Source organism: Dietzia sp. ANT_WB102, assembly GCF_008369165.1.
Taxonomy (GTDB): domain Bacteria; phylum Actinomycetota; class Actinomycetes; order Mycobacteriales; family Mycobacteriaceae; genus Dietzia.
Window position 1 is genome coordinate 1,041,825 of record NZ_VOBA01000001.1, and the last position, 25,702, is coordinate 1,067,526.

General features: G+C 68.6%; 24 protein-coding genes. 13 read left to right on the forward strand and 11 right to left on the reverse strand.

The window, feature by feature from the left end; translation table 11 throughout:
• Nucleotides 1-2: 2 nt before the first annotated feature.
• From FQ137_RS04765 to FQ137_RS04775, 3 genes are read right to left on the reverse strand one after another with little or no spacing between them, the layout of a single operon-like run.
• A complete protein-coding gene (locus tag FQ137_RS04765) occupies nt 3-410 on the reverse strand; it encodes a DUF6802 family protein (RefSeq protein WP_149291370.1) in 408 nt (135 codons plus the stop codon).
• Nucleotides 407-1,735, reverse strand: coding sequence for a hypothetical protein (locus FQ137_RS04770; RefSeq protein ID WP_149291371.1), 1,329 nt, complete (start codon nt 1,733-1,735; stop codon nt 407-409). The genes FQ137_RS04765 and FQ137_RS04770 overlap by 4 nt, the downstream gene beginning before the upstream one ends.
• On the reverse strand, nt 1,732-2,394 hold the full coding sequence (locus FQ137_RS04775; RefSeq protein ID WP_149291372.1) for a hypothetical protein: 663 nt from the start codon (nt 2,392-2,394) through the stop codon (nt 1,732-1,734). The genes FQ137_RS04770 and FQ137_RS04775 overlap by 4 nt, the downstream gene beginning before the upstream one ends.
• Before the next feature lie 146 nt (nt 2,395-2,540).
• Between FQ137_RS04775 and trmB the strand changes: the two genes are divergently transcribed.
• The 5 genes from trmB to FQ137_RS04800 all read left to right on the forward strand — a co-directional run bounded on the left by trmB (nt 2,541) and on the right by FQ137_RS04800 (nt 8,162).
• On the forward strand, nt 2,541-3,281 hold the full coding sequence (gene trmB / locus FQ137_RS04780; protein WP_149291373.1) for a tRNA (guanosine(46)-N7)-methyltransferase TrmB: 741 nt from the start codon (nt 2,541-2,543) through the stop codon (nt 3,279-3,281).
• Nucleotides 3,282-3,328: 47 nt separating this feature from the next.
• Nucleotides 3,329-4,003, forward strand: a complete 675-nt coding sequence (locus FQ137_RS04785) for an NYN domain-containing protein (protein WP_149291374.1) — start codon at nt 3,329-3,331, stop codon at nt 4,001-4,003.
• A gap of 10 nt (nt 4,004-4,013) precedes the next feature.
• The gene (locus FQ137_RS04790) at nt 4,014-6,398 is read left to right on the forward strand and encodes an MMPL family transporter (protein ID WP_149291375.1); all 2,385 of its coding nucleotides are present in this window, start codon (nt 4,014-4,016) and stop codon (nt 6,396-6,398) included.
• 64 nt (nt 6,399-6,462) lie between these two features.
• A complete protein-coding gene (locus FQ137_RS04795) occupies nt 6,463-7,785 on the forward strand; it encodes a YbhN family protein (protein WP_149291376.1) in 1,323 nt (440 codons plus the stop codon).
• A gap of 5 nt (nt 7,786-7,790) precedes the next feature.
• Entirely contained in the window at nt 7,791-8,162 is a 372-nt protein-coding gene (locus FQ137_RS04800) for a DUF3054 domain-containing protein (RefSeq protein ID WP_149291377.1), read from the forward strand.
• Here FQ137_RS04800 and FQ137_RS04805 read toward each other — a convergent pair.
• Complete coding sequence (locus FQ137_RS04805; RefSeq protein WP_149291378.1) at nt 8,159-9,148, reverse strand: glycoside hydrolase family 25 protein; 990 nt, start codon at nt 9,146-9,148, stop codon at nt 8,159-8,161. The genes FQ137_RS04800 and FQ137_RS04805 overlap by 4 nt on opposite strands.
• 222 nt (nt 9,149-9,370) lie before the next feature.
• On the opposite strand from FQ137_RS04805, the gene FQ137_RS04810 reads away from it, so the two are divergent.
• Entirely contained in the window at nt 9,371-9,643 is a 273-nt protein-coding gene (locus FQ137_RS04810; protein WP_149291379.1) for a hypothetical protein, read from the forward strand.
• A 7-nt stretch (nt 9,644-9,650) separates the two neighbouring features.
• On the opposite strand, the gene FQ137_RS04815 is transcribed toward FQ137_RS04810, so the two are convergent.
• Nucleotides 9,651-10,340, reverse strand: coding sequence for a pentapeptide repeat-containing protein (locus FQ137_RS04815; protein ID WP_149291380.1), 690 nt, complete (start codon nt 10,338-10,340; stop codon nt 9,651-9,653).
• Between the two features lie 104 nt (nt 10,341-10,444).
• On the opposite strand from FQ137_RS04815, the gene FQ137_RS04820 reads away from it, so the two are divergent.
• The 7 genes from FQ137_RS04820 (at nt 10,445) to FQ137_RS04850 (ending at nt 18,766) form a co-directional block, all read left to right on the forward strand.
• Entirely contained in the window at nt 10,445-10,957 is a 513-nt protein-coding gene (locus tag FQ137_RS04820) for a DUF4395 domain-containing protein (protein ID WP_149291381.1), read from the forward strand.
• A gap of 104 nt (nt 10,958-11,061) precedes the next feature.
• Nucleotides 11,062-11,610, forward strand: a complete 549-nt coding sequence (locus FQ137_RS15435) for a hypothetical protein (protein WP_223146490.1) — start codon at nt 11,062-11,064, stop codon at nt 11,608-11,610.
• 115 nt (nt 11,611-11,725) lie between these two features.
• Nucleotides 11,726-13,732, forward strand: coding sequence for a M13 family metallopeptidase (locus tag FQ137_RS04830; protein WP_149291382.1), 2,007 nt, complete (start codon nt 11,726-11,728; stop codon nt 13,730-13,732).
• Between the two features lie 169 nt (nt 13,733-13,901).
• The gene (ctaD, locus tag FQ137_RS04835; protein ID WP_149291383.1) at nt 13,902-15,662 is read left to right on the forward strand and encodes a cytochrome c oxidase subunit I; all 1,761 of its coding nucleotides are present in this window, start codon (nt 13,902-13,904) and stop codon (nt 15,660-15,662) included.
• A 67-nt stretch (nt 15,663-15,729) separates the two neighbouring features.
• Entirely contained in the window at nt 15,730-16,806 is a 1,077-nt protein-coding gene (locus FQ137_RS04840) for a diacylglycerol kinase (protein WP_149291384.1), read from the forward strand.
• Complete coding sequence (locus tag FQ137_RS04845) at nt 16,803-17,798, forward strand: triacylglycerol lipase (protein ID WP_149291385.1); 996 nt, start codon at nt 16,803-16,805, stop codon at nt 17,796-17,798. Before FQ137_RS04840 ends, FQ137_RS04845 begins: the two co-directional genes overlap by 4 nt.
• A complete protein-coding gene (locus FQ137_RS04850; RefSeq protein WP_149291386.1) occupies nt 17,795-18,766 on the forward strand; it encodes a triacylglycerol lipase in 972 nt (323 codons plus the stop codon). Before FQ137_RS04845 ends, FQ137_RS04850 begins: the two co-directional genes overlap by 4 nt.
• Before the next feature lie 10 nt (nt 18,767-18,776).
• Here FQ137_RS04850 and FQ137_RS04855 read toward each other — a convergent pair whose 3' ends face one another.
• The 6 genes from FQ137_RS04855 to FQ137_RS04880 all read right to left on the reverse strand — a co-directional run bounded on the left by FQ137_RS04855 (nt 18,777) and on the right by FQ137_RS04880 (nt 25,275).
• Nucleotides 18,777-19,841 carry an ABC transporter ATP-binding protein gene (locus FQ137_RS04855; protein ID WP_149291387.1) on the reverse strand — a complete coding sequence of 355 codons (1,065 nt, stop codon included), beginning with the start codon at nt 19,839-19,841 and terminating at the stop codon, nt 18,777-18,779.
• A gap of 119 nt (nt 19,842-19,960) precedes the next feature.
• Nucleotides 19,961-21,286 (reverse strand): ABC transporter substrate-binding protein, encoded by a 1,326-nt coding sequence (locus tag FQ137_RS04860; RefSeq protein ID WP_149291388.1) that lies wholly within the window; start codon nt 21,284-21,286, stop codon nt 19,961-19,963.
• A 65-nt stretch (nt 21,287-21,351) separates the two neighbouring features.
• The gene (locus tag FQ137_RS04865) at nt 21,352-22,191 is read right to left on the reverse strand and encodes a carbohydrate ABC transporter permease (protein WP_149291389.1); all 840 of its coding nucleotides are present in this window, start codon (nt 22,189-22,191) and stop codon (nt 21,352-21,354) included.
• On the reverse strand, nt 22,188-23,177 hold the full coding sequence (locus tag FQ137_RS04870; RefSeq protein WP_255583636.1) for a carbohydrate ABC transporter permease: 990 nt from the start codon (nt 23,175-23,177) through the stop codon (nt 22,188-22,190). The genes FQ137_RS04865 and FQ137_RS04870 overlap by 4 nt, the downstream gene beginning before the upstream one ends.
• A 113-nt stretch (nt 23,178-23,290) precedes the next feature.
• Complete coding sequence (locus tag FQ137_RS04875; protein WP_149291390.1) at nt 23,291-24,232, reverse strand: Ig-like domain-containing protein; 942 nt, start codon at nt 24,230-24,232, stop codon at nt 23,291-23,293.
• A 119-nt stretch (nt 24,233-24,351) separates the two neighbouring features.
• On the reverse strand, nt 24,352-25,275 hold the full coding sequence (locus tag FQ137_RS04880; RefSeq protein WP_149291391.1) for an Ig-like domain-containing protein: 924 nt from the start codon (nt 25,273-25,275) through the stop codon (nt 24,352-24,354).
• Between the last annotated feature and the right edge of the window lie 427 nt (nt 25,276-25,702).

The following is a 25,702-nucleotide window of genomic DNA, read 5'->3' on the forward strand; positions in this document are numbered from 1 at the left end:
GGTCAGATGTGCCCGTGGTCGATTCGCTCCCAGCGGGCCGGGGCCGAGGGATCGCCGCCCGCGTCGCCGCGGGTCTCGTTCGTGAAGCCCCCGAAGGGCACACCCTCCGTGGGATTGGCCAGGCGCCACGAGTCGTAACTGCCGTCGAATCGCACGGTCGAGACGTGATCGACGGTGCCGTCGCCGTCGGCATCGGTGAACACGGTCAGTCCCCGGTCGTCGCCGAGGGTGACCGCCTCCATGAAGCCGTCGCCGTCCAGATCGGCCTCGGGGGACCCCAGGTCGAGGACGTCCTCTCCGACGGGCACGTGCAGTCCCAGCGACGAGGCCTCTGCGAGCGGGGCGCCCTGCAGGCCGCACACGTCGGGCGCGGGCGCGAAGGAGTCCGAACTGAACAATGGATCGGTCATGGGTGGCTCCCTGCTGTGGGGGCGGACGGGCGGGGGGCGACCGGTGTGGCACCGGGCGTTGGTGAACCAGTCGGGGCGGGTTGTCGCGCGCGGGTGGCTCGGATGCGCCGCTCAAGATCGGCGACCCGGGGGCCGGGGTCGTGCGCGAAACCGTCGGTGATGGTGGCCTCGGCGGCGAGGATTCTCGAGCCGAGTGACTGTTCGGCCTCGGCGCGCAGAGTTGCGAGCCGGTCGGCGACCGCCGCCACGGTGTGCGTGCGCAGCGCCTGTGTCCGGCGGACGGTGACGGTGATCCGCCCCAGCACCAGCCCGCACAGCAGTGCCAGTGGGACGACCATCGCGGCGACGCCGGGGATCTCGGCGAGCGGGGACAGCAGCATGCGCCCCACCCCGGTTCCTCCGGCGGCGCCCATGACCATGACGAGCATCTCCTCGCCCGTGTTGCGCGGCGGGCGACCCGGTGTGATGCCGCTGGTGGGCGGAGGGATGCGGGGAACCACCGGAGCGGCAGCGCCGAGATGCCGGGCGACGAGGGCATCGGCGCGCCGGTCCGCGCGGGCGATGGTGCCCGCCACCGCGTCGTCGGCGTCGGCCGCCAACCGGTGGACCAGCCCGTCGACACGGGCTCGGGGGGCCGCGGCGAGCTCCTCGCGGACTCGTCCGCCGAGGTCGCGCACCGACCGGTGGAGATCTTGAACGACCTCCATACGCAACGCCTGGACGTCCTGGCGCAGGGCCTGGGAGCGGGTGGTGATGGCCTCCGTGCGGCGTGCCAGGAGCCAGTCGACGGTGGCCACGGCGGTGTCGGGCGTCGACGCGTCACCGGTGGGGGCGACGGATCTGCCGGCGCCGACCCCGGCACCGGGTGCAGGGCGCGGTGACGGAAGTCCGCGCACTGCGGAGACGAGCGCGGCGAGCAGCGCGGCCGGGGCGCCAGGATGGCCCTCGTCGACCACGTGGACCGGTGCTGTCACGCCCGCATCCGCCAGGCGACGGGTGGTCACGTCGACAATCTCCGACAGGGTCTCGCCCGTGCACTGCCCTGCGCGCCCGGCAAGCGCGACGGCCATCGGCAGGCGGGCGGCCACGCCGCGTGCGACCTCGACGTCATCGGGGCGCACCGGGCATACCGCGTCGACGACGAGGACCACCGCATCAGGACGGTCCTCGGGTGTCGCGCCGACGAGCACACGAATTCGGGCCCCGGCGTCCGCGGCCGGTCCCGCGACCGCGGTGAGCGCGTCGGCCACGGCGGGTGCGGCGGACTCCCTCGCGCCCAGGACTGCGATCGTCAACTCGCGGGTAGGGGCGGGCGCGGTGGTCACGACGGGACCGACCCGGCGAGCACGCACAGGGCGGCCTCGGCGAGGTCTCCCACCTCGTCGTGGACCGCGAGTCGTTCCAACTCCGCCTCGAGACGGGCCACCCGGACCGCTGCCAAGGCGTCCAGGGCGCGCTCGAGGAAGTCCACGACGCCGTCGACCGACCGGTGCTCCGGCTCCCGCGCATCCACGGAGTGCAGCCCACGGGCCCACCGTGGCGGCACCTCGTCGTCGATACCCGTGACCACCACCAGCAGGGCGTGCCGACGCGGTCGCCGCACCCACGCCTCCTCGTGGCGACAGGGGGCGGTGCGCAGGCATACGATCTCCACATCGGGGGCCGCGGTGGCCGGTGCGCCGGGGGCCGCGATCTCGTCCAGGTCGTCGACTTGCGCGTGCCACCCGCGACGCACCCGAAGCGCCGCGGCGAGGGTGCGCCGCCCCGATCCCAGGCCGCCGCGGATCCGGATGTCGACGGGCGCATCGAAGCGGGCGAGCGCCGCCTCCACCGGTGCACACCAGTCAGAACCGACGGCGACGTCGACAGCCTTTCCGGAGCGCTCCCGGGCGGACCCGACCAGGCGACGGACCCGAGCGGCGGGATCCGGGCTCTCGGGCTGCACCGGGGCCGGGGGCTTGGTGTCGTGGGTCACTGTCGGCACGCGCTCATCGTGGCCCGGCGACCCGCCCGCGGCAAGGCCTTCCCCCAGGCAGGGTTGCCTCTGCGGTAGGGCTACCGGCTACGAGGTGAGGGCGGGGTCACCGATCGGATTCGTAACCCGAACACGGCTTACGGGATGATGGCCGGGTGAACCAGAGCGAAAACCCCGCCCCGGCGGCCGGCGTGACCCCGGACGACAGTGCCCGACTGTTCCCCAGGGTGACCGCCTACCGGTTTCGGCGCGGCACCCTGAGGCCGGGGCAGCAACGAAACTGGGAGGAGCACTGGCCCACCTACGGGCGCAATGTTTCGGACGAGATCGTGGACCCGGAGACGATGTTCGGGCGGCGGGCCCCGCTGATCGTGGAGATCGGCTCCGGGACCGGCACCTCGACCGCCGCGATGGCCGCCGCCGAGCCGGGCGTCGACGTGATCGCGGTGGAGGTTTACCAGCCTGGGCTGGCCCAACTGCTCGGGATGATCCTGCGGGAGGGTCTCGAGAACGTCCGGATGATCCGCGGCGACGGCGTGGACGTGCTTACCAACATGATCGCGCCGGCGAGCCTGACCGGCGTCCGCGTGTTCTTCCCCGACCCCTGGCCCAAGGCCCGCCACCACAAGCGGCGGCTGCTGCAGTCCGGCACGTTCGAGCTCATCGCCTCGCGCCTGGCCCCCGGCGGCGTGCTGCACGTGGCCACCGACCACGCCGACTACGCCGAGTGGATCGGCGAGACCGGCGACGCGGAGCCCGAGCTGATGCGCCTGGACCCCGCGACGGACCTCGGGCACGTACCGTTCAGTCTGGACAGACCCGTGACGAAGTTCGAGGGCAAGGGGCTGCAGGAGGAGCGAGTGATCAACGAATTCCTCTGGCGTCGCAAGAGCTGACGCCCCTTTTCCACCAGCCCCCCGACGACGACAACCGAGGCGGACCGATGACCCCACCAGACGAGACGAGCACCCACGACACGGCGGACGTGGTCACGCCCGACGCCCCGGGAGTGGTGCTCCTGGTGTGGGATGCGCCCAACGTCGACATGGGCCTGGGCTCGATCCTCGGCGGCCGTCCCACCGCGGTGTACCGCCCGCGCTTCGACGCGCTCGGCCGGTGGCTGCTCGGATACACCGCCGACCTCTCCCTGCAGACCGAGGACACCCTCGAGGCCGAGGCGACGGTCTTCACCAACATCGTCCAGGGCACCTCCGACAACGTCCGACCGTGGGTCGAGGCGCTGCGAAACGTCGGCTTCGCGGTGTTCGCCAAGCCCAAGACCAGCGACGACTCCGATGTCGACGATGACATGCTCGAACACATCGACCGACGTGCAGCCTCCGGGCGCCTCGCCGGCGTCGTGGTGGCCTCAGCCGACGGGCAGGCGTTCCGCGAGCCGCTGGAAGACCTGGCCCGGGACATCCCGGTCGCGGTGATCGGGTTCCGCGAGCACGCCGCGTGGGCCGTCCAACACGACACCATCACGTTCCTCGACCTCGAGGACATCCCCGGTGTGTTCCGCGAGCCGCTGCCCCGGGTCAGCCTTGAGAACCTGCCCGACGAGGGTGCCTGGCTGCAGCCGCTGCGGCCGCTCACGGCACTGCTCACCTCGCGCTAGGAGTTACCCGGTGTTCAACTCACTCGGGCGGTTCGTCGCCCACCGCCGCGCCCTGGTCCTGGTGTGCTCGGTACTGGTCATGGCCTTCATCAGCCTCGCCGGCACCGCGTTCGGCAACCCCTTCGGCCAGGGCGGCTTCGAGGATCCCGCGAGCGGGTGGGCGACCGCTGAGCAGCTCGAGCAGGAGGCCTACGGGAGGGACGCCCTCGGCGACGTCGTGGTGTCCTATCACGCTCCCGAGGGCACCTCGGTGGATGACCCGGCGTTCCAGGAGCCGATCCGCGCCTCGCTCGAGTCGATCCGCACCGAGTTCCCCGACCAGGTCACCGGCGTCACAAGCTTCGTGTTCAACCAGTCTCCGGCCCTGGTCAACCGGGACGAGGGCGTCGCGGTGGCCTCCATCCAGATCGCAGGCGAGGAGGAGGAGATTCTCGAGAACTTCCGGGTGATCGAGGACCGGATCGCCATCGACGGCATCCAGACCGATGTCGCGGGCGTGCAGGCCGTCGCCGGCGCTCTGCAGGACGGGATGGACGCGGACCTGGTGCGCGCCGAGCTTATCGCGCTGCCGCTGGTGTTCGTCCTGCTCATCGTGGTGTTCGGCGGTGTCGTGGCCGCGTTCCTGCCGGTCGCGGTGGGCGTGCTGACGATCCTCGGATCGCTCGGGGCGCTGCACCTGCTGTCGCTGATCACACCCGTGAACTCGTTCGCCCAGAACGTGGTGACACTGATCGGTCTGGGCCTGGCCATCGACTACGGGCTGTTCGTGGTCAGCCGGTTCCGGGAGGAGATGGCCGAGGGCTATCCGCCGGACGCGGCCGTCCGCAGGGCGGTGGCCACCGCGGGGCGGACCGTGGTCTTCTCCGCGGTCATGGTGGGTGTGACCCTGTCGGGGCTGCTGATCTTCCCCCAGGATTTCCTCAAGTCCGTCGCGTACGGCGCGATCGCCGCGGTGGTTCTCGCCGCCATCCTGTCAGTGACCCTGCTGCCGGCAGTGCTGGTACTGCTCGGTCACCGCGTGGACATGCTCGGCATCGCACGCCTCCAGCGCCACCGCTCCCGCGAGGAAGTGGAGAACGGCCTGTTCGGGCGCGTCGCCGACTTCTCCATGAAGCGCCCCGTGGCCGTGGCGATCCCGGTCGTGGTGGTGCTCGTTGCGCTCATCATCCCGTTCTCCGGCGTGAAGTTCGGCGGTATCAATGAGACCTACCTCCCGCCGGACAACGCCACGCGTGTCGCGCAGGAGCAGTACGACGAGAACTTCCCCGGCACCCGCACCGACCCGGTCAAACTCGTGGTGATCGGCTCCGACGGCGCCACCCTGTCGCAGATCCGCTCGACGGCCAACGAGGCGCCGGGTCTGACCGGTCCGTTCCAGTTCTCCCGGTCGGGGAAGCAGGACGCGCAGGGCCGAGACGTGGTGGTGCTGCAGACCGGCGTGGTCGACCGCAACGCGTCCTCCGACACCGTCGAGTACCTGCAGTCGTTCCCGATCCCCGCCGGCACCGAGGTGTACGTCGGGGGCAACCCCGCCATGGAACGCGATTCCGTCGCGGCCCTGGTCGACGGACTGCCGTGGTTCGTCCTGTACGTCCTGCTGGCCACCACGATCCTGATGTTCCTGGCGTTCGGTTCGCTGGTGCTGCCGCTCAAGGCCGCGATTATGAACCTGCTCGGACTGGGCGCCACCCTCGGCATCCTCACCTGGATTTTCGTCGACGGGCACCTGTCCGGGCTGCTCGGCTTCACGCCCGGCCCGCTCACCTCGCCGGTCGTGGTGCTGCTCATGGCGATCATCTACGGCCTGTCCACGGACTACGAAGTGTTCTTGGTGTCACGGATGGTCGAGGCCCGCTCGCGTGGCGCCCGCACCGCGGAGGCTGTCCGAAGCGGCGTGGCCAACACCGGCCGGATCATCACCTCGGCCGCACTCATTCTCATCGTGGTGACCGGTGCGTTCGCGTTCTCCGAGATCGTCATGATGAAGTACATCGCGTTCGGCATGATCGCGGCGCTCATCATCGACGCGACGGTCATCCGCATGCTGCTCGTGCCGGCGGTGATGCAGATGCTCGGCACCGACAACTGGTGGGCGCCTGGGTGGATGAAGCGGATCCAGGAGCGGATCGGGCTGGGCGAGGCGGAGATCGACGACGAGGTCGAGCTGCTCACCGGCCGACCCGCCGCAGCGGTCGGCCTACTCGAGGGCGAGTCCGACCTGGACCCCGAATTAGAGCCGGAATCGGACCCGGAGTTGGAACCGGAATCGGAGTTCGAGCCGGTCTACGATACCGAGTACGACGAGGATCCCGATCCTGCCGCCGAGGGGAAGATCCCCGCGGCGGAGCTGATCGCCCGCCTGATGCGGGAACGTCAGCAGGGGCACGACGCGTGACGCCCGCCCGGGCCCGGCGGTGTGGGGCCTGGGCCGGGCCGGATGGACTGGTTATGGTGGGGCAATGACGGGGACGCGGGGCGCTGTTGCGCGGCGTCGCATCCGGATGGTCCTGGGCAATCCGTGGTTCAAGGCCATCGCGACCCTCACTGTCTTGGGTCTGATCCTGTACTGGCTCCGCGGTCAGATGCCGTTCTTCGCCGAGGGTTTCGACGCCGTCACCCGACCACACTGGGGTTGGGTGGCCATCGCGCTGGTGTTCTCCTACCTGTCGATGTCCAGCTACGGTTCCGTGCAAAAGGTGCTGCTGCAATCCGCCGGCGTCAGGGTGGGGTACTGGGCCAGCGTCGGCCTGGTGTTCTCCGCCAACGCGTTCTCCACCTGCATCCCCGGTGGGCAGGTATTCGGCACCACCTTGACTTACCGCAAGACCCGCCAGTGGGGAGCCTCGCGGGTGGTGGCGTCGTGGCAGCTCGTCATCTCCGGTGTCCTGTCGACGGTCGGCATCGTGCTCCTCGCACTGCTGGGCTTCTTCCTGGTGGGGTCCGTGTCCAACCCGTTCCTGCTGGTGTTCTCGGCGCTGGGACTCGTAGGAATCGTCGTGGTGGTCCAGTGGGCCGCCCGCCACCCGGACAAGATCGAGGGCGCGTTGCTGTCCGTCCTGGGGTGGGTCAACGCTCGGCGTCGCAAGCCCGCCGACCACGGCGCCGCCGGGGTACGCAAAGTTGTCGAACAGGCCGAGGCGGTCGACCTGAGCAAGCGGCAGTTGTCCCAGGCCTTCGTCTTCTCCCTACTCAACTGGGTCGCTGACATCGGTTGCCTGTGGGCTGCAGCCAACGCGGTCGGCGCCCAGCACAGCATCGGCGGCCTGTGCATCGCGTACGTCACCGGAAAGATCGTGGCCACCGCCCCCATCACGCCCGGCGGTCTGGGCACCGTCGAGCTCGCGCTCATCACGGCACTGACAGCGGGCGGGCTCGGCGCGCATCAGGCGTTCGCGACGGTGTTCGTCTACCGCATCGTCAGCTTCGTGTTGGTCGCTTTGGCCGGGTGGGTGATCTTCTTCCTCTTCTACCGGGGTGCCGTGGACATCGACCCCGACGCCGACTCGGCTGATGCTGCCGACACGGGGGAGAGCTCCTCGTCGTCGTCATCCACACCGTCGGCGCTTCCGGAAGCACAGCAGACGACCATCGCGGCGGCCCCGCCGGCCGGACTTGTGGCGATGTGGCCGCTCAAGGGTTCGCCGTGGCGCCCGACGATCCACCACGATTCCGGCCCCATTCCGCTCCTGCGTGTCCGGGAGGACGGGGTCGTGGACGACGAAGCCGGTAGTTCCTCCTGCTCGGTCGGCGGCAGTGACCGGCGTGACGAGAAAGGTCGGTGAGTCCGGTGACCGTACCGGTGATGATCGTGCTCGACGCGGTGTTGGTGGTGGTGTTCTCCACCTTCGGCCGGGGTGCACACTCCGAGGGGCTTGGCGTGGCGCAGGTGTGGGGCACGGCGTGGCCGTTCCTCATCGGCCTGGCCGTGGGGTGGATGATCCTGCTGACGACCCGCCGTGCGCCAGCCGCCACCAGGTCCGGCGTGCTGGTGTGGTTGGCCACGCTCGCGGTGGGCATGGTGATTCGTGGGCTCAGTGACGGGCGGGTGCCGCACTGGAGCTTCATCGTGGTGGCGGGCGTCGTCACCGCGGTCTTCCTCATCGGGTGGCGGGCCGTACGTGCCGCGATCGTACGGCGGCGGGGGGCGGCCGCCCGCTAGCGCAGCCCGGACCGCAGCTCGGACACGACTCCGGCGGGGACCTCGATGGTGTCCGGTAGCTGCACCTCGTCCGGCGTCGGCAGGTCGCCCGGGACCGTGAGCGCGACCGGCTCGACGGGCACCGGCACCTCGGGCGGGATCTCGGCGGGCGCCTCGGCGGTCAGGTGGTCGGCGGCCGGCTCGGGCGCCGGTTCCCGTGCCGGCTCGACGGGGCCGGTCCAGGCGTCGAGGTCCGCGCGCGTGCCGGCGAAGACGTTGAGGTCCACGGCGTCGTCAAAGCCGGGCACCTCGCCGGTCTCGGAGCGTTGCCAGAACAGCCACTGGCTCCAGCCGCCGATCACGGGCAGCGTGGGCTCGGAGACCCCGTACTCGGCGAGCCACAGCGGGTACTCGGCGAAGCGGGTGGTGTTGGCCATCCGGTCGATCCAGAAGTAGCGGTAGGTGTAGATGACCGGCGCACGACCGGTGCGGTGGTCGAGAGTGTCAAGGAAGTCCTGCGTCCATTCGGCCAGTTCGGCGGGGTCGAGGCCCTCGTCGACCTCGAGGTCCAGCACCGGCGGGAGCTGCGGGCCGCCGACGGACTGCAGTCGATCGGCGAAGGCATGGGCCTGCTGCGCGGGATCCATCGCGGGCCGTGCCTTGTGGTAACTGCCGACGAGCATGCCGGCGGCGCGAGCAGCCTCGACGTCGGACTGGTAGTGGTGGTTGGCGGGCCCGGTGCCCTCGGTGGCCTTGATGAAGGCGAAGGACTGCCCCGAGGCGGAGGCCGCGTGCCAGTCCACGTCAGCACCGTGCGGGTGCTGCCAACTCGCCGCGTCGACTCCGTGCGCGAGGCCGTGGAAGGCGGGAGCCAGCGGGACCTCGGCGTCCGCACGGGGGGAGATGACGACGACGAGGAGGCCGACGGTCAGGGAGGCTGCAGAGGCCAGAGTGACGAGAAGGCGGGGGAGGAGAGCGCGTCGGGCCAACGGTCCGGCAGAAGTCATGGGCCGAGTATGTTGCAACCCCTGCAGTCACACAAGCAACTCGCGCATCGTTCTTCACATCCGCCCAGTACGGGAGTGGTCAAGCGTCCTGGTGATCGGGCCCAAGAGTGGAGTGGGTCACGGGTTCATTACAACCTGTAACACGCTGTCCCACAGGTGTGTCGACGTGGTTTTCTCACCTACGCTTAAGGCAATCCCACCGACCAGTCGGGAGTGCCCCTCATGAACAATGCGATCGATCTGACCACCCCTCGTTTTTGCCGCGATCTCGTTACCGAGGTCGACGGCCCGGGCGACGACCCCTTCGTGGAGGTGTCGGTCGCCGAGACCGTGATGCTGGACGAGCACGGTGCGGGACGCGGGGTTCCCGAACTGCGGCTGCGCACTGGTGCCGACGGCATCACGCTCACCGATCGTGACCAGATCCTCCAACTCCAGGCGATCATCAACCGAGCCGTCAACCAGTGGCGCGAGTCCGCCTCACACCTGGTCTGACTCCGCCTTATTCGACGCGGATCCCCATCTCGCCGATCAGCGCCAGTCCGACGCCCAGGACCTGCTCGGGGGAGATGAGTGCGCTCCGCAGTGCCGACGCCCCGCGGATGTCCTCCAGGTCCGCGCCCCGCAGGTCCGCGGCCGAGAAGCTCGCCTGTTCAAATGCGGCCCCGCGTAGGTCCGTGCTCTCGGTGGTCAGGTCGGCGACGCGGGCCTCGAGTAGGTCTGCCTGTCGACACCGGGTCGAGGCGAGGCGGACCCGCTGAAGTCGCGCCATCCGAAAGTTGGCCATGTCAGCGTGGCAGTCCTCGAACGTCACGTCGGTCAGCCGCGCGTCGGACAAGACGATCCCGGTCAGGCGGCATCCCACGAACCGCACCCGATTCAGGGAGGCTCCGTCCGCCACCAGTCCTGACAGGTCGCAACCGCTGAGTACAACATCGGTAAGCCGTATGCCGTCGGCGCGAGCCCCGCTCAGGCGCAGGTCCTCGAGCACGGACTCCCGGATCTCCATCCCGCCGATCTGCGCGGGGCCCTCATCGGGGTCGGGTGCGTGCTCGGCGGCGGCCGCCACCCCGTCCCAGAGTCCGTCCGTCTCGAGTTCGGTGCGAGGTGGCTCCAGTTGTTCCCGCCGCGGAATTCTTGGCGCGGCGGGTGGACGGGGTGAGCTGGAGCGGCGGCGTAACGGGGTGGACACGGGGGCCAGCGTAGGCGGAGCTGACCTTCGCGGCGGGACAGGCGTACGCTTGCCCCATGCGTAGACCGATCGGTCTATTGTTGGGTATTTGAGGAGCGAGAACTGTGAGTGTGCGAGAGGCCTTCGCCTTCCCCGAGATCGTCAACGACTACGCCGCACGGTGCACGGCCGCCCTCGTGGTGGCGCTGGCGGTGATCACGGTCGTCGTCCCCGCGCCCGCCCAGACCTGGCTGGCAGCGGCGCTGATGGCGGGTTTCGTGCTCCGTGTGGCCGGGGGGCCGCGGTACTCACCGTTCGGCAGGCTCTCGGTGCACGTGCTCGCGCCGCGGGTCAGCGACGAGCCAAGGATGGTGGCCGGCGCACCCAAACGTTTCGCGCAATCGATCGGCCTGGTGATGTCCTCTATCGCGTTGGGGCTTTTCCTCGCCGGCCTGGCCACGGCGGGCAGCGTGGTGCTGGGTGTGCTGGTCGTCGCCGCGCTCGCGGAGGCGGCGCTCGGATTTTGTCTGGGCTGCTGGATCTACGGCACGCTTCAACGGGCCGGCGTCGTCTCTGACGACGCGTGCGTGGACTGCGCGAACATCTGGGCGCGGCCCGGGATGACCGCACGTCACTGACCTGCCCGGCGAGTTGCACAGAGGGAGGGTCGGCGGGGCGACAGGGCAGCGAGTTCTGATGTCGACGCGGACGGACTGTCGTACGAGCGCGTTAGTGTGGATTCATGAGCACACCCGCTGACGGCAACGCCTCTGACCGGCCCGACGGCCCGTTCGGCGGCCGGGAGAACGACCAGTGGCCCGGCTACGGCTCGAACTACGGCGCCCAGCATTTCGGGGCCGGTGGATACAGCGGACGATTCGAGCCCGGCCAGTACGGAGAGAAGTCGTTCTACGGGGCCGACGAGGCGTACGGGGCACAGCAACCGTATGGAGCGCAACCGTATGGAGCGCAGCCGTATGGAACGCAGCCCTATGGTCAGATGTACGGAGCGATGCAGCAGTACGGGGTGCAGCCGTACGGGCAGTACCCGCCCGCGGCACGCAAGGAGCCAGCGCTGATGCTGGTGGCATCGCTGCTCGTGCCCGGCCTGGGGACCATTCTCAACGGAAGGGTGGGGAAAGGACTCGGAATCCTCGGCGGCTACTTCGTGGGGCTGGTGCTGTCGGTCGTGCTGATCGGCCTGCCGATCATGTTCGGGTTCTGGATCTGGGGGATGATCGATGCCTATCAGGGGGCAAAGGACCACAACGCCCGCCACGGCCTGCCCTGAGCCGCCTCGCCAGCCAGCCTCGTCGTCTGATCCTCACGACACTCCCCTCCCGCCGCCGACGTGGGTGGCAATCGAGCCGACCGCTCACCCTGCGGCCGTTCCGTAACCTGGTCACATGACCGCGACCGAGATTCCCACCACCAACGCCCCCCGCCCCTCGGGCCTGGACCTGCAGTACGTCGACCAGGACATCCGGCCACAGGACGACCTCTACCAGCACGTCAACGGCACCTGGATCCGGGAGCACGTGATCCCCGCCGACCGGCCGATCGACGGCGCGTTCCTCGCCCTGCGCGACCTGTCGGAGGAGCGGGTGCGCGACATCATCACCGACGCCCCGGTCGACTCGCAGATCGGCGCCTTCTACGCCTCATTCATGGACACCGACGCAGTTGAGGCCGCCGGTGTGTCCGCTCTCGCGCCGGACCTGGCCGAGATCGACGGTGCAAGCGACGCCGACTCGCTGGCCCTGGCCATGGCGCGGCTGGAGAAGGTGGGCGTCGGTGGCCTGATCGGTGCCTACGTCAACAATGACGCCAAGAATTCGAGCGAGTACATCCTCTACCTGGTGCAATACGGCATCGGCCTGCCCGACGAGTCGTTCTACCGCGAGGACCAGTACGCGGAGATGCGCGAGCAGTACACCGAGCACATCGCGAGAATGCTCGACCTGGCCGGGCTCGGGGGCGCCGACGACGCCCGAGACCGGGCAGAGAACATCGTCGCGCTGGAGACCCGCATCGCCGGCGCACACTGGGACGTGGTGGCCCGCCGCGATGCCGACAAGACGTACAACCCGGTCACCTGGGACGAGCTGCCCCAGTTGGCGCCCGGGTTCCCCTGGCACGCGTGGGCCCGTGAGCTCGGTGGCACCGAGGAGACGTTCGGCCGACTCGTCGCGATGCAGCCGGACTTCCTCACCGCCGTGGCCGACTTGTGGGCCACCGAGCCGCTGGAGACGTGGAAGCAGTGGCTCCGCTGGCGGACCGTCTCCTCCCGCGCGCCCTACCTGACCGGTGAGCTCGTGGACGAGAACTTCCGCTTCTACGGCACCGCCATGTCCGGCACCGAGGAGATCAAGGCCCGGTGGAAGCGCGGCGTCGGCGCGGTCGAGGCCGCCCTCGGCGAGGAGGTGGGCAAGGAATACGTCGCCCGGCACTTCCCGCCCGGCCACAAGGCTCGGATGGTCGAGCTGGTGGAGAACCTCACCGCCGCCTACCGCTACTCGATCGGTCGCCTGCCGTGGATGACCCCGGCCACCCGCGAGCGGGCGTTGGCCAAGCTCGAGGCATTCGTGCCCAAGATCGGCTACCCCGAGAAGTGGCGAGACTATTCCGCGCTCGAGGTCCGCGCCGACGATCTCATCGGGAACGTGCGCCGCTCCGCCGAGTTCGAGCACGGCTACGAGCTGGGCAAGCTCGGTGGCCCGGTCGATCGGGACGAGTGGCACATGACGCCGCAGACGGTCAACGCCTACTACAACCCGGTGATGAACGAGATCGTCTTCCCGGCCGCGATCCTCCAGCCCCCGTTCTTCGACGCCGACGCCGATGACGCCGCCAACTACGGTGCGATCGGCGCCGTGATCGGGCACGAGATCGGCCACGGCTTCGACGACCAGGGATCGAAGTACGACGGCGACGGCAACCTGGTCGACTGGTGGACCGACGACGACCGCGCGGCATTCGGAACCCGCGTGGAGGCGCTGATCGCCCAATACGAGGGCCTCACCCCGGACGGACTGGACCCGGCCAAGGACCACGTCAACGGCGCCTTCACAGTGGGGGAGAACATCGGCGACCTGGGCGGTCTCACGATCGCCCTGCTGGCCTATCGGCTGGCGCACGGCACCGACAGCGAACCGGCCGAGGGCGCCGACGTGGGCCCGGAGATCGACGGGATGACCGGCGTCCAGCGACTCATCACCTCCTGGGCAATCGTCTGGCGCACCAAGACCCGCGCCGAGGAGGCGGCCCGCCGACTCGCCGTGGATCCGCACTCCCCGCCGGAGTTCCGCTGCAACCAGGTGGTCAAGAACCTCGACGACTTCCACGTGGCCTTCGACGTGACCGAGGGTGACGGGCTGTGGCTCGCCCCCGAAGAGCGCGTCACCATCTGGTGACCTGACACAGGCGCGAACTGTCGGCCGCCGGGGTTTTCCCGGCGGCCGACAGCCCTTCCGCAGCGGCGCCCGCCCGAGTACGGTGAGGTTAATCACATAGAAGTGCCCATCGAAAGGTCTGGTAACGGCGACGACGTTGTCCCGCCCCGGCCGCAGAGGACGGGGAATCATGTCGGAAACTCTCGTGCCACGCGGGCAGGTCGTCACCGCCGCCGCCGACGCCCCGGCGCTACGGCGGCCATTCCGATTCTCAGCATGGGAGATACTCACCACGACTGATCACAAGAAGATCGGCGTGATGTACATCATCGTGTGCTTCGTGATGTTCTTCGCGGGTGGCCTCATGGCGTTGATGGTGCGGGCCGAACTGTTCCTACCAGGTCTGCAGTTCCTGTCGAACGAGCAGTACAACCAGTTGTTCACGATGCACGGCACGATCATGTTGCTGTTCTATGCGACACCGATCGTGATCGGGTTCGGAAACTATGTCATGCCGCTGCAGATCGGCGCCCCGGACGTGGCGTTCCCGCGTCTCAACGCGATGGGTTTCTGGCTGTTCGTCTCCGCGAGTTTCCTGATCCTGAGCGGGTTCGTCACGCCGGGTGGCGCCGCATCGTTCGGCTGGACCTTCTACGCCCCGCTGTCGAATTCGGAGTACATGCCGGGTGTCGGCCCCGATCTGTGGATCCTGGGCGTCGCCGTGGGTGGCCTCGGCACCATCCTCGGTGCCGTCAACTTCGTCACGACGATCGTCTGCCTCCGCGCCCCCGGGATGACGATGTTCCGGATGCCGATTTTCACCTGGAACTTGCTGTTCACCTGCGTGCTCATCTTGTTGGTGTTCCCCCTGCTCACCGCGGCGGGTATGGGCGTGTTCTACGACCGCACCTTCGGCGGCCACATCTTCGACGCCGGGAATGGTGGCCCGATCCTGTGGCAGCACCTGTTCTGGTTCTTCGGCCATCCCGAGGTCTACATCGTGGCGTTGCCGTTCTTCGGCATCGTGTCAGAGGTATTTCCAGTGTTCTCCCGCAAGCCGCTGTTCGGCTACGCCGGTCTGGTCTTCGCCACCATGGCCATCACGGCACTGTCGATGGCCGTGTGGGCGCACCACATGTTCGCCACCGGAGCAGTTCTCCTGCCGTTCTTCACGTTCATGTCGTATCTCATCGCCGTGCCCACGGGCGTGAAGTTCTTCAACTGGATCGGCACCATGTGGCACGGAAAGCTCACCTTCGAAGCGCCCATGCTGTTCGCGCTCGGCTTCCTCGTGACCTTCCTCTTCGGTGGCCTGACCGGAGTCATGATGGCCTCCGCGCCCGTGGACTTCCAACTGCACGACACCTACTTCATCGTCGCGCATTTCCACTACGTGCTCTTCGGCACGATTGTCTTCGCGACCTTCGCCGGAGTGTATTTCTGGTTCCCCAAGATCACCGGCCGGATGTACGACGAAACCCTGGCCAAGTGGCACTTCTGGTTGATGTTCCTCGGCTTCCACACCACATTCCTGGTCCAGCACTGGCTGGGTAACCAGGGTATGCCGCGGCGCTACGCCGACTACCTGGCGACCGACCACTTCACGGTGCTCAACCAGATCTCGACAGTTGGGTCGCTCTTCCTGGGCATCGCGATGCTGCCGTTCATCTGGAACATCATCAAGAGTTGGCGGTACGGGGAGATCGTGACCGTCGACGATCCGTGGGGCGCGAGCAACTCCCTCGAATGGGCGACGTCGTGCCCGCCGCCGCGCCACAACTTCGTGACCCTGCCGCGGATCCGATCCGAGCGGCCTGCGTTTGAATTGCACCACCCACACCTGAGCGAGAGGATGCGGGAGGAGGCGCACATCGGGGGCCGCGCCAAGGTCGAGGACCCGCGGGTCCCGGCGGACGCCGCCCAACGCGGGCCGTCGCCGACCGAACGCTGATTACTCGCGGCCGGGTTGCGCAGAAGCGACAGCCGCCGGTAAGCGCCGACGGATAGGGTCGTTGACCATGACGATCCGTGTTGTGGAGTGGTCGACGGGGTACCTCGGGGCGATGGCGATCGAGGCCATCGACAACCGGCCGGAGCTGGAGCTGGTAGGCGTCCACGTCTCCGATCCGGCCAAGGTCGGCGTGGATGCCGGTCGACTCGCCGGGCTGGACCGGGATCTGGGTGTGGCAGCGACCGACGACCGCGCGTCGCTGCTCGCGTTGGAACCCGACGTCGTGGTCTACACCGCCGAGACCGAAACTCGGTTCACGGCCGCGATCGAGGATTTCACCGAGTTCCTCCGAGCGGGGATAGATGTCGTCGCCTCAGGTCCCGTCCTGTTCCAGTACCCCCACGGCACTCTGCCCAACGAGATGATCGAAACGGTGGTCGCGGCCGGTCGCGAGGGCGGCGCGACGCTCCACGTCAACGGCATCGACCCCGGCTTCGCCAATGACGTGCTGCCGCTGGCCATGACGAGTCTGTCCCGACGCATCGATCACATCCGCGTGGGCGAGATCGCCGACTACTCCGTGTATCACCAGGGCGAGACCATGCGACGATTGTTCGGCTTCGGCGGGCCCATGGGCACGCTGCCACCGCTGCTGCGACCGGGGATGCTCGCGGCCGGTTGGGGGTCAGTGGTCCGCCAGCTCGCCGCCGCGCTCGACGTGACCCTGGATGAACCGCTGGTGGAACGCCACGAGCGACTGCCCGCGGAGCGGGACCTCTCCCTGTTGGCGTGCGAGGTTCCCGCGGGAACCCAGGCGGCGTTGCGGTTCGAGCTGGTGGGGCAGGTCGACGGCAAGGACCGCATCGTGCTGGAACACGTCACCCGCACCGCGGCCGACCAGGCCCCCGACTGGCCCCGGCCCGACCATGGGGACGGCTGCTACCGCATCGAGATCACCGGCGAGCCCACGATGCGGGTGGAGTTCGGCCACCACGCGGAGCACGGGGACCACAATGTCTCCGGCATGCTCATCACCGCGATGCGGCTGGTCAACGCTGTTGAGGCCGTGGTGGCCGCGGAGCCCGGACTGGCCTTCGCAAAGGACCTGCCGATGATTACCGGGCGTGGCTTAATGACAACATGAACATCCTGCGCGCTGCCCTCGGTCTCACTGCCGCGGCGATCCTCGGGGTGACGGGCGTGGGCGCCGTACACGCTCAGCCCGCCGGCCCCCAGCCCACCACTGATCCTTCGACGCGAGCCCCGCTACCCGTGCCGGAGTCGTTCTTCGCCGGGGCCGCCCAGGCACTCACTGCCCCGGGCGCGGAGCTGCCCGGGGCGAACGACTGGTCCTGTCGCCCGACGCCGGACAAGCCCCGCCCCGTGATCCTGGTCCACGGCACCGCGGGTGGCGCGGTGACGAACTGGGCCACCTACGGTCCCCTTCTACACAACGAAGGCTATTGCGTCTTCACCCTCACCTATGGCGCACTTCCCGGGCAGCCGTGGCCGTTCAGCGAGCTCGGCGGCCTGTCGAGCATCCTCGAGGTGTCGATGCCGCAGGTCAGCGAGTTCGTCGACCGCGTGTTGGAGGCGACCGGCGCCGACCAAGTGGACCTGGTGGGTCACTCGCAGGGCACGCTCGTCTCGGGACTGGTGGCGAAAGTCGACCGGCCGGGCAAGGTGCACACGGTGGCATCCCTGGCGCCGCTCTGGGATGGCAACGGCTCCGAGAGGATGGCGTCCCTGGAGTCCGTCCCCGGATTGGCGGAGCAGGTCAACCGGATCTTGCCGCCCGCGATGAGCGACCTCGGACCGGAATCCGCGGCGTTCACGCAACTCTGGGAGGGCGGGACGCCGTACGCGCCGGGCGTGCGGTATCTGAATGTTGTCACGCGATACGACCAGCTCGTCACCCCGTACACCGTTGGGGTGGTCGCCGGGCCGTTGGCCACCAATGTGGTCCTGCAGGACGGGTGCGAGCAAAACCACGCCGAGCACGTCGCGATCGCCGCCGACCGTCGAGCGGCGGATCTCGTCCTCGAGGCGCTCGACCCAGCCCATCCGCGCCAACCGCGCTGCGAGGCCGTAGCCCCGTACCTTGGTCCGATGGCCCTGCCGCAGCTGGGATCATGAGCCGCACCGTGGCTGGTTTCGTGGGGTCGGCGATGGCGGGCCTGCTGGCGGCGGTGACCCTCGTCGTCGGCGGCCACGTGGCCCCCGTACCCACGGCGGCGGCTACACCCGCACCCGGAGCGGAACAGGTCCCGTGGCGGTGGTGGGATGGCGCGGCGTACCAACTCACCCACGGCCTGGCCGACCCGCCCGGCATCAACCGCGACGACTGCCAGCCGGCCGCCGATCGACCCGTGCCGGTGATCCTCGTTCACGGAACCGGGCTCAACGGCGGAAACTCGTGGGCTACGTTCGGCGCCGCGCTGGCCGCCGAGGGGTACTGCGTGTGGGCCCCGACCGTGGGCGCGCCACCCGGGCCGGGCGGCGGGCCCGGATCGGTCGGTGGGATCGACTCACTCACCGCGGCCTCCGCGCCGCAGCTCGCCGCCGAGATCGACCGCGTCCGCGCCCTCACCGGGGCGCCGGAGGTGGACCTGGTGGGGCACTCCCAGGGCGCGATCACCGCCTCCTATGTCACCGCGACCACCCGGGCCGACGCCGTGCGGACCGTCGTCACGCTGGGCGCCGACCCCGCCCGGTCGGGAGAGGGGCCACCGGAGTTCGTCACCGACCTCCTCGGCGTGCTGTCGCCGGACACTGCTCGGCAGGATGCCGAAGCAACCCGCGCATGGCTCGGGGAGGAGGGCGTGCCGTTCGCGCGCGGCGTGCGGTACGTGGCCGTGTCCTCGGACTACGACGAGCTCACCGGGCCGGTCGTGACACCGCAGGTGCCGGACTTCGTGGATTTGCGCGTGTTGCGGCTGCAGGATGGCTGCGAGATCGACCGCTCGGGACATCTGACGGTTCTGGCATCGCCGCGGGCGGTGGATCTGGTGGTCGACGCGCTGGGCGGGCCGGACGACCAGCCGCCGCGGTGTGTGCCTTCGGACCAACTGCACGGGGTGCTCGCGCCGGTCCCGCCCCGGTAGCCGGGCACCGTCAGTCCAGGCGAAGGCCGGTCTCGACGTCAAACGCGTGAGTCGCGGAGTCGACGTATCGCACGGTGACCCGGTCGCCGACGCGGGTGCCGTGCGCGCGGTCGAGGCGGACGGCGATCCGCTCTCCGCCCGCTGTGTGTCCGTAGGCGAAGGCCTCGGCGCCGAGCTCCTCGACGAGGCTCACCGTGAGGTCGAGCCCCGGCTCGCCCGCCCCGACCAGTCGCATGTCCTCGGGCCGGGCGCCCAGGATGATCCGGTCGCGGCCGCCGAGGGTGGCGGGGACACTGACCTCGGCGTCGCCCACCCGTGCGGAGCGACCCTCGACCGGCACTTCGATGAGGTTCATGGCGGGTGTGCCGATGAACCCGGCGACGAACGCGTTGACGGGCCGGTCGTACAGTTCGCGCGGGGCGGCCACCTGCTGCAGGACGCCGGCGTTGAGCACGGCGACCCGGGTGCCCATCGTCATCGCCTCGACCTGGTCGTGGGTGACGTAGACGGTGGTGACCCCGAGCCGGCGTTGCAGGCCGGCGATCTCGCCACGGGTGGAGACGCGGAGCTTGGCGTCGAGGTTGGACAGCGGTTCGTCCATGCAGAAGACCTTGGGGCGACGCACGATCGCCCGTCCCATCGCCACGCGTTGCCGCTGACCACCGGACAGCTGCGACGGCTTGCGGTCGAGCAGCTCCTCCAGTTGCAGGACCCGGGCGGCCTCCTCGACCTGCCGCCGGGTGTCGGCCTTGTTGACACCCGCGTTACGCAGGGCGAAACCCATATTCTGGGCGACGGTCATGGTGGGGTAGAGCGCGTAGTTCTGGAAGACCATGGCCACGTCGCGGTCTCGCGGGGCGACGCGACCCATGTCGTGGTCGTCGATGAGAACCCGGCCCTCGTCGATCGGCTCGAGACCGGCCAGCATGCGCAGGCTCGTGGATTTGCCGCACCCGGACGGCCCCACCAGGACGAGGAACTCGCCGTCGGCGATGTCGATATCGAGGGCGTCGACGGCGGGGGCTGACGACGTGTCGAAGCGCCGGGTGGCGCGGTCGAAGCGGACGGTGGCCATGGTCGGTGGGTCTCCTGGGGCGGGGGCGATGGAAGGACGGGGGTCGACGACGACGAGAGGTCTCGCCGACCCCCGCCCACAGGCTCGGGCTTCCGCCGGGATGGCGGGAGGTGAGCCGCTCAGCCGAGCTTCGGCTTGAGCTGCGAATCGATGATCTGCTGGGTCTCGGTCTGGAGTTCCTCCATCACCGCGCGGACGTCCTGGCCGGAGAGGACCTTGTCCAGGCCGCCGCCGATCCGGTTCCCGCCGTTGGGGACGAACACCCGGGCGTTGTCCTGCGGGCGGGTGAACTTCAGCTGATCGATCGCGGTACCGGCCTGCGGGGTCTCCGCCAGGTAATCGCGGATCTCCTTGGCCTCGCGCGCGTTCTTCCGGACCGGCATGTAGCCGGTCGCCTGGGCGAAGATCGCGGTGCTCTGGGTGGAGGTGATGGAGTCGATGAACCTGAGCGCGTTGATCTTGCGCTCGTCGGAGATCTTGGCCGGGATGGCCAGTCCGGCACCACCGGTGGGGCAGGAGGATTTGGCCTCCGCGCCGGGGAGGAAGGCGGTGCCGAAGTCGAACTGGGCGTTCTCGGTGGCGGTCCGCAGTGAGCCGGTGGAGGCGATGGCGCAGGCGGCCAGCCCGGAACCGAACTCGGTGATGGAGTCCGCGGAGACCACGAGGAAGCCCTCGTCGTTGATCTGCTTGAGCCGCTCGACGCCGGCGATGGTGCCGGGGTCGGTGAAGGTGGCCTCCCAGTCGCGGGAGAATGCCCCGCCGGAGTCCCAGACCATGTTCTGCATGGTCCAGTCGAGGTAGTTGGAGCCGTCGTACATGGCGATCGCGTGCTTGCCGTCGCCGATCGTGTCCTGGATGCGGGGGGCCCACTCCATGAACTCGTCCCAGCTCTCGGGACCGCGGTTGGGCAGGCCGGCCCGATTCCAGATCTGCTTGTTGTAGTAGAACAGTGGCGTCGAGCGGGCGAATGGCAGGCCGTAGGTCTGGCCCTGGAGCTCGTAGTCACCGAACAGGGAGTCGACGTAGCTGCTGGTGTCCACCCCGGCCTCGGCGAACAGGTCGTTCAGCGGGGTGAGCTGGTCGTTGAGCGCGAAGTTGAACCAGGTGACGTCGGAGACCACGACGACGTCGGGGACGTCGTTGCCGGTCAGCGCGGCGTTGAGTTTCTGCGCGACCTCCTCGTAGTTCTTGCCGCCGTCGACCAGGTTGACGGTGAGGTCGGGGTTCTCGTTCTGGAAGTTGCCGATGAGCTGCTCTTCGACTGCCTTCGAGTCGCCGGGGTGGTTGGACCAGAAGGTGATGGTGCCGGCTCCACCTCCGCCGCCGGAGCCACCGGCACTGTCGGCGGAGTCGTCGCCGCCGGTCCCGGCACAGCCGGCGACGGTGACGGTGGCGGCGGACGCGCCGAGGAGACCCAGGAATAGCCTGCGGTTCAGGGGATTCATGGCGGTGATGCCTTTCTCTAGATCAAACCTGACGGACAGTGGACGGGTGGATGGCGGCGGGGCGGTCAGCCCTTGACCGCGCCGGAGGTGAGGCCCTTGATCATGTGGCGCTGCAGGAGCAGGAACACGATAAGGATCGGGGTGATGGTGAGGATTGTGGCGGCCATGACCATCGGCCAGTCGATGTAGGCGTCGGTGGAGATGAGGCGTGCCAGGCCGACCTGCAGCGGGGCCACCGTCTCGTCGGAGGCCACGAGGAACGGCCAGAGGTATTCGTTCCACTCGTTGACGATCGTGATGAGCGCGAACGCCACGACGGTGGGCCAGCTCATCGGGAGCAATACCCGCAGCAGCAGCTTCATGTGGCCGCAGCCGTCCATTCGTGCGGCCTCGATGATCTCGAAGGGCAGCGTGAGGAAGTGGTTGCGCATGAGGAACGTGCCGAACGCGACGCCGGCGAGCGGGAAGATGATGCCCTGGAACGTATTGATCCAGCCCAGTTGGGAGATCAGCGCATAGTTGGAGATGACGGTGATCTGGTTGGGCACCATCAGTGCGGCCAACACCAGCATGAAGACGACGCCGCGGCCGGGAAAGCGCAGGTAGACGAACGCGTATGCGCTGAGGATTCCCAGGACGAGTTTCGCGCTGACCAGCGCGCCGGTGATGATCAGCGAGTTGGCGAAGTATCGCAGGAACGGCACTTGCTCCACGACCCGCGAGTACGGGTCGGCGGTGACCGGGTCCGGCCACCAGGCCGGCGGTTGGATGTACACCATGTCGGGCGTTTTAAACGAGGTGACAATGACCCAGTACAGGGGCAACGCGATGATGGCGAGCACCAGGAGCATGGCCAGGTAACCGGCCACCTTCATCGCCCGCGACGGGCCGGAGATCGGGTTCATATCGTCTTCCTGTCCATCACGCGCACCTGGATCGCGGTGATGACGAGCAGGACCAGGAACATGATGGTCGCGATGGTGGCGCCGTAGCCGGCGCGGAAGTTCTGGAACGTCTCCTGGTACACCTGGAACACCATCGTGGTGGTGCCGTTGCCCTGCGGCCCGCCGCGGGTCATCACGTAGATGATGTCGAACACCTGCAGAGAGTTGAGCATCACGGTTATCGACAGGAAGAACGTGGTGGGTCGCAGCAACGGCAGGGTGACCGAGCGGAACGTCGCCCATTGCCCGGCGCCATCCATCTCGGCAGCTTCGTAGAGTTCGGCGGGCTTGGCCTGTAGTGCGGCGAGGTAGATGACGAAGCTGTAGCCGAGGTTCTTCCAGATATAGGTCACGGTCACCATGAACAGTGCCCAGTCCGGGTCCTGGTAGAAGTTCGGTACCGGCAGGTCCACCATCGTGAGCAGGGCGGAGATCATGCCAAATCGCGGGTCGAAGATGAACTGGAACGCCACGCCGATGGCGGCTCCGGCGATCACGAACGGCGCGAACACCGCAGAGCGGACGATGCCCCGACCCACCAGTTGCTGGTCCAGCAGCAGCGCCAGCGCCAACCCCAGCACCATTGATCCGACGACCGCGGCGAGGGTAAAGATGACCGTGTTCTGCACGACCACCCAGCTGTCGCCCCGGTTCCACCACTCGATGTAGTTGGACCAGCCGATGAAGGTCGAGGTGGGCGAGGAGATGTTCCAGTCGAAGAAGCTCAACCGGATGTTGTCGATGAGCGGCCGGTAGACGAACATCCCGAGGAGGGCGAGGTTGGGAAGGACGAGCGCGAGGAACAACAGTTTTTCGCCCGTGGATCCGCCCCGGCGGACGCGGTGTCGCTGCAGCTTGCGCTCGGGTGGCGCGGCGGAGTCCGACCTCTCGGCCGGTGGGGAGGACGATGTCTGCACGGTGGAAGCCTCGTCGTCATGGATGAACATATCTTGTCCGGACGATAGACCACCGGTGGCCGGTTGAGGGCTAAACGGTACAGATGTTGAAAAAAGCCGTGCCGCACCGCGTTACGCGCTCGGTCGGGGCACCGGCGACCGCGTCAGTAGTTCCAGTCGCCCTGACCGTCGAAGCCGCCGAAGGGGCGCCCGGGGCCGTTCTTAACGATGAACGGGTCGCCGTTGCGGGTGGAGTCGTAGTACCAGCGGGCGTCCTCCGGACTGACGTTGAGACAGCCGTGGGAGACGTTGCGGACGCCCTGGTCAGCGACCGACCACGGTGCGGAGTGGATGTAGATGCCGTCATAGCTGAGCCGGACCGCGTCATGGACGATGGAGTTGTACCCGCCGTCTTCGATTCTCAGCCCGAACGACTCGGAGTTCATGCGGACCTCCCGTCCGCGCTGACCGGTGTAATAGACGCCGTTGTAGGTGTCCCAGCTGGGCCTTCCGGCGGAGGCGCGCATCGTGCGGCTGTGTTGTCCGTTGCGGGTGACGGTGACGAGCTTGGTGCGGTCGTCGAACTCGGCGATCACGGCGTCGCCGGTCCGGAAGTTCTGCTGGCGTTTTCCGCCGGCCCACACGGTCACCGAGCTGTTGACGGGCCAGAAGTGGTGGGGACGCCACCGCACCTCGCGGTCGTTCACCCAGTAGAACTTGCCGGCTACGGGCGGTTCGGTCCGGACGCCGAGCGTGGCCTCGGCCCGCGCCCGGTCGGTGATGGGACGGTCGAAGAAGAACATGACCGGCTGCGCCACCCCCACGACCTCGTTCGGGGTGGGGAAGATGTTGACGTCGCCGTACTCGGGCGCCGGACGCTCGGGCCCGATGACCGGGTAGGTGAGTACGGGCATCGCGGCAAGTCCCGGGACCGGCGGGGTGGGCAGGGGGGCGTTCTCGAGTTGCGGTACCCCGGGAGGGCTCAGTGGCATCACGGACTGTGCCCGGGCGGTCGGGGCCGAGGCGGCGCCGGCGGCCACGCCCAGTGCGAGCGTGATCGCGGCGAGGGTCGCGGCGGCGGCCGAGGAGCGGGTGGAACGGATCACGAGATGGCTCCTGAGGGGCGGCGGTGGATTCTCTAAGCGTTACGACAGGTTTCTACCCGGGTCTGTCGCACGCCACAACCGAAGCGGTGCATTCGCAGTGGTCCGCTCACCCCGCCCGGTCAGTAGTTCCAGTCGCCCTGGCCGTCGAAGGCCCCGAGCTGCCGGCCGGGGCCGTTCATCACGATGAACGGGTCGCCGTTGCGGGTGTTGTCGAAGTACCAGGCAGCGTCCTCGGGGTTGAGGTTGAGGCAGCCGTGGGAGACGTTCCGGACGCCCTGGTCGGCCACCGACCAGGGCGCGGAATGGATGAAGATGCCGTCGTAGCTCAACCGCACGCCGTTCTCGACGGTCGTGTCGTACCCGCCGTCGGTCCTGGACAAGCCCCAGGTCGACGAGTCCATGCGTACCTCGCGGGCGCGCCAGCCGTTGTAGTAGATGCCGTTGTGGGTGGCGTAGGCGTCGCGGCCCGCGGAGGCCCTCATCGTGCGCACGACCTGCCCGTTGCGGGTCACGGTGACGGTGTGGGTGTTGTCATCGTAGGTGGACACGACCGCGTCGCCGGTGCGGAAGGCGGTCTCGCGTCCGCCGGCCCACACGGTGACGGAGGTGCCCGCGGGCCAGAACTCGTGGGGCCGCCACCGCAGTTCCGTGTCGCTGATCCAGTAGAACTTGCCGCCGACCGGGGGCGCGGTCCGGATCCCCACCGCGGCCTCGGCGCGGGCGTGATCGGTGATGGGCTGGTCGAACCGGATCATCACCGGTTGCGCGACACCCACCGTTTCGCCGTGGGTGGGGTAGACCGAGGACACCTCGGCCTCGGCCTGCGGTCGCGTCGGGGCGGGGACGGGGATGGTGAGGACCCCGGACAGTCCCGGGATCGCGGGCGTCGGGAGCGGGGCTGACTCCAGGCCGAGCGCGCCGACCGATCCGGTGGAGCCGGTGGAGCCAATGAGGGACTGCGCGGAGACGGCTGGGGATGGGCCGACGACGGCGAGGCCGGCCGCGGCCAGAAGCGTTGCGATGAACCGACTACGGCGCGACATCGTTCTCCTCGGTGCGTGTACCGCGTCGGGGCGGCGACGACGGGGGCGGCGGGACGGAGAGAGCAAGCCACATCCGTCACTTCAGTAACATTTGCAACACTACCGCCGCCTCGTGCCGCGTGTACACCCGCAGGTTCTTCGGGGCTCCTGTCCGGCGGCGGGTGCGATCGGTCACTCTTCCAATGTTCGTTGGTAACAGTGAGGGAAGAACCGCTGGTAGATGCTTCCAGAGCCCCTAGTTGAGCCAAAGTCAGCGGAGAAATGCCTGTTCATGGCCTTGCTTGGTGATCGGATGCAACATAGGGTCGACTCAGTCACCGCCGAGGGGTTGGTGGCGAAGTGAAGTGGTTGCTGAGGGGCTGCTACTTCACACAAAGAGGGGCCGGTCGTAGACCGGGGCACCTGGGGGGGTGCTGACCCGCAGCCT

Excerpts from the sequence above, each read along its gene's own strand:
- FQ137_RS04850 (WP_149291386.1), top strand. The coding sequence starts at position 17,795 with ATGAGCCGCACCGTGGCTGGTTTCGTGGGGTCGGCGATGGCGGGCCTG.
- FQ137_RS04785 (WP_149291374.1), top strand. The coding sequence starts at position 3,329 with ATGACCCCACCAGACGAGACGAGCACCCACGACACGGCGGACGTGGTC.
- FQ137_RS04795 (WP_149291376.1), top strand. The coding sequence starts at position 6,463 with ATGACGGGGACGCGGGGCGCTGTTGCGCGGCGTCGCATCCGGATGGTC.
- FQ137_RS04805 (WP_149291378.1), bottom strand. The coding sequence starts at position 9,148 with ATGACTTCTGCCGGACCGTTGGCCCGACGCGCTCTCCTCCCCCGCCTT.
- FQ137_RS04865 (WP_149291389.1), bottom strand. The coding sequence starts at position 22,191 with ATGAACCCGATCTCCGGCCCGTCGCGGGCGATGAAGGTGGCCGGTTAC.
- FQ137_RS04870 (WP_255583636.1), bottom strand. The coding sequence starts at position 23,177 with ATGTTCATCCATGACGACGAGGCTTCCACCGTGCAGACATCGTCCTCC.
- FQ137_RS15435 (WP_223146490.1), top strand. The coding sequence starts at position 11,062 with ATGAGCACACCCGCTGACGGCAACGCCTCTGACCGGCCCGACGGCCCG.
- FQ137_RS04810 (WP_149291379.1), top strand. The coding sequence starts at position 9,371 with ATGAACAATGCGATCGATCTGACCACCCCTCGTTTTTGCCGCGATCTC.
- FQ137_RS04765 (WP_149291370.1), bottom strand. The coding sequence starts at position 410 with ATGACCGATCCATTGTTCAGTTCGGACTCCTTCGCGCCCGCGCCCGAC.
- FQ137_RS04845 (WP_149291385.1), top strand. The coding sequence starts at position 16,803 with ATGAACATCCTGCGCGCTGCCCTCGGTCTCACTGCCGCGGCGATCCTC.
- ctaD (WP_149291383.1), top strand. The coding sequence starts at position 13,902 with ATGTCGGAAACTCTCGTGCCACGCGGGCAGGTCGTCACCGCCGCCGCC.
- FQ137_RS04860 (WP_149291388.1), bottom strand. The coding sequence starts at position 21,286 with ATGAATCCCCTGAACCGCAGGCTATTCCTGGGTCTCCTCGGCGCGTCC.
- FQ137_RS04855 (WP_149291387.1), bottom strand. The coding sequence starts at position 19,841 with ATGGCCACCGTCCGCTTCGACCGCGCCACCCGGCGCTTCGACACGTCG.
- FQ137_RS04840 (WP_149291384.1), top strand. The coding sequence starts at position 15,730 with ATGACGATCCGTGTTGTGGAGTGGTCGACGGGGTACCTCGGGGCGATG.
- FQ137_RS04880 (WP_149291391.1), bottom strand. The coding sequence starts at position 25,275 with ATGTCGCGCCGTAGTCGGTTCATCGCAACGCTTCTGGCCGCGGCCGGC.
- FQ137_RS04830 (WP_149291382.1), top strand. The coding sequence starts at position 11,726 with ATGACCGCGACCGAGATTCCCACCACCAACGCCCCCCGCCCCTCGGGC.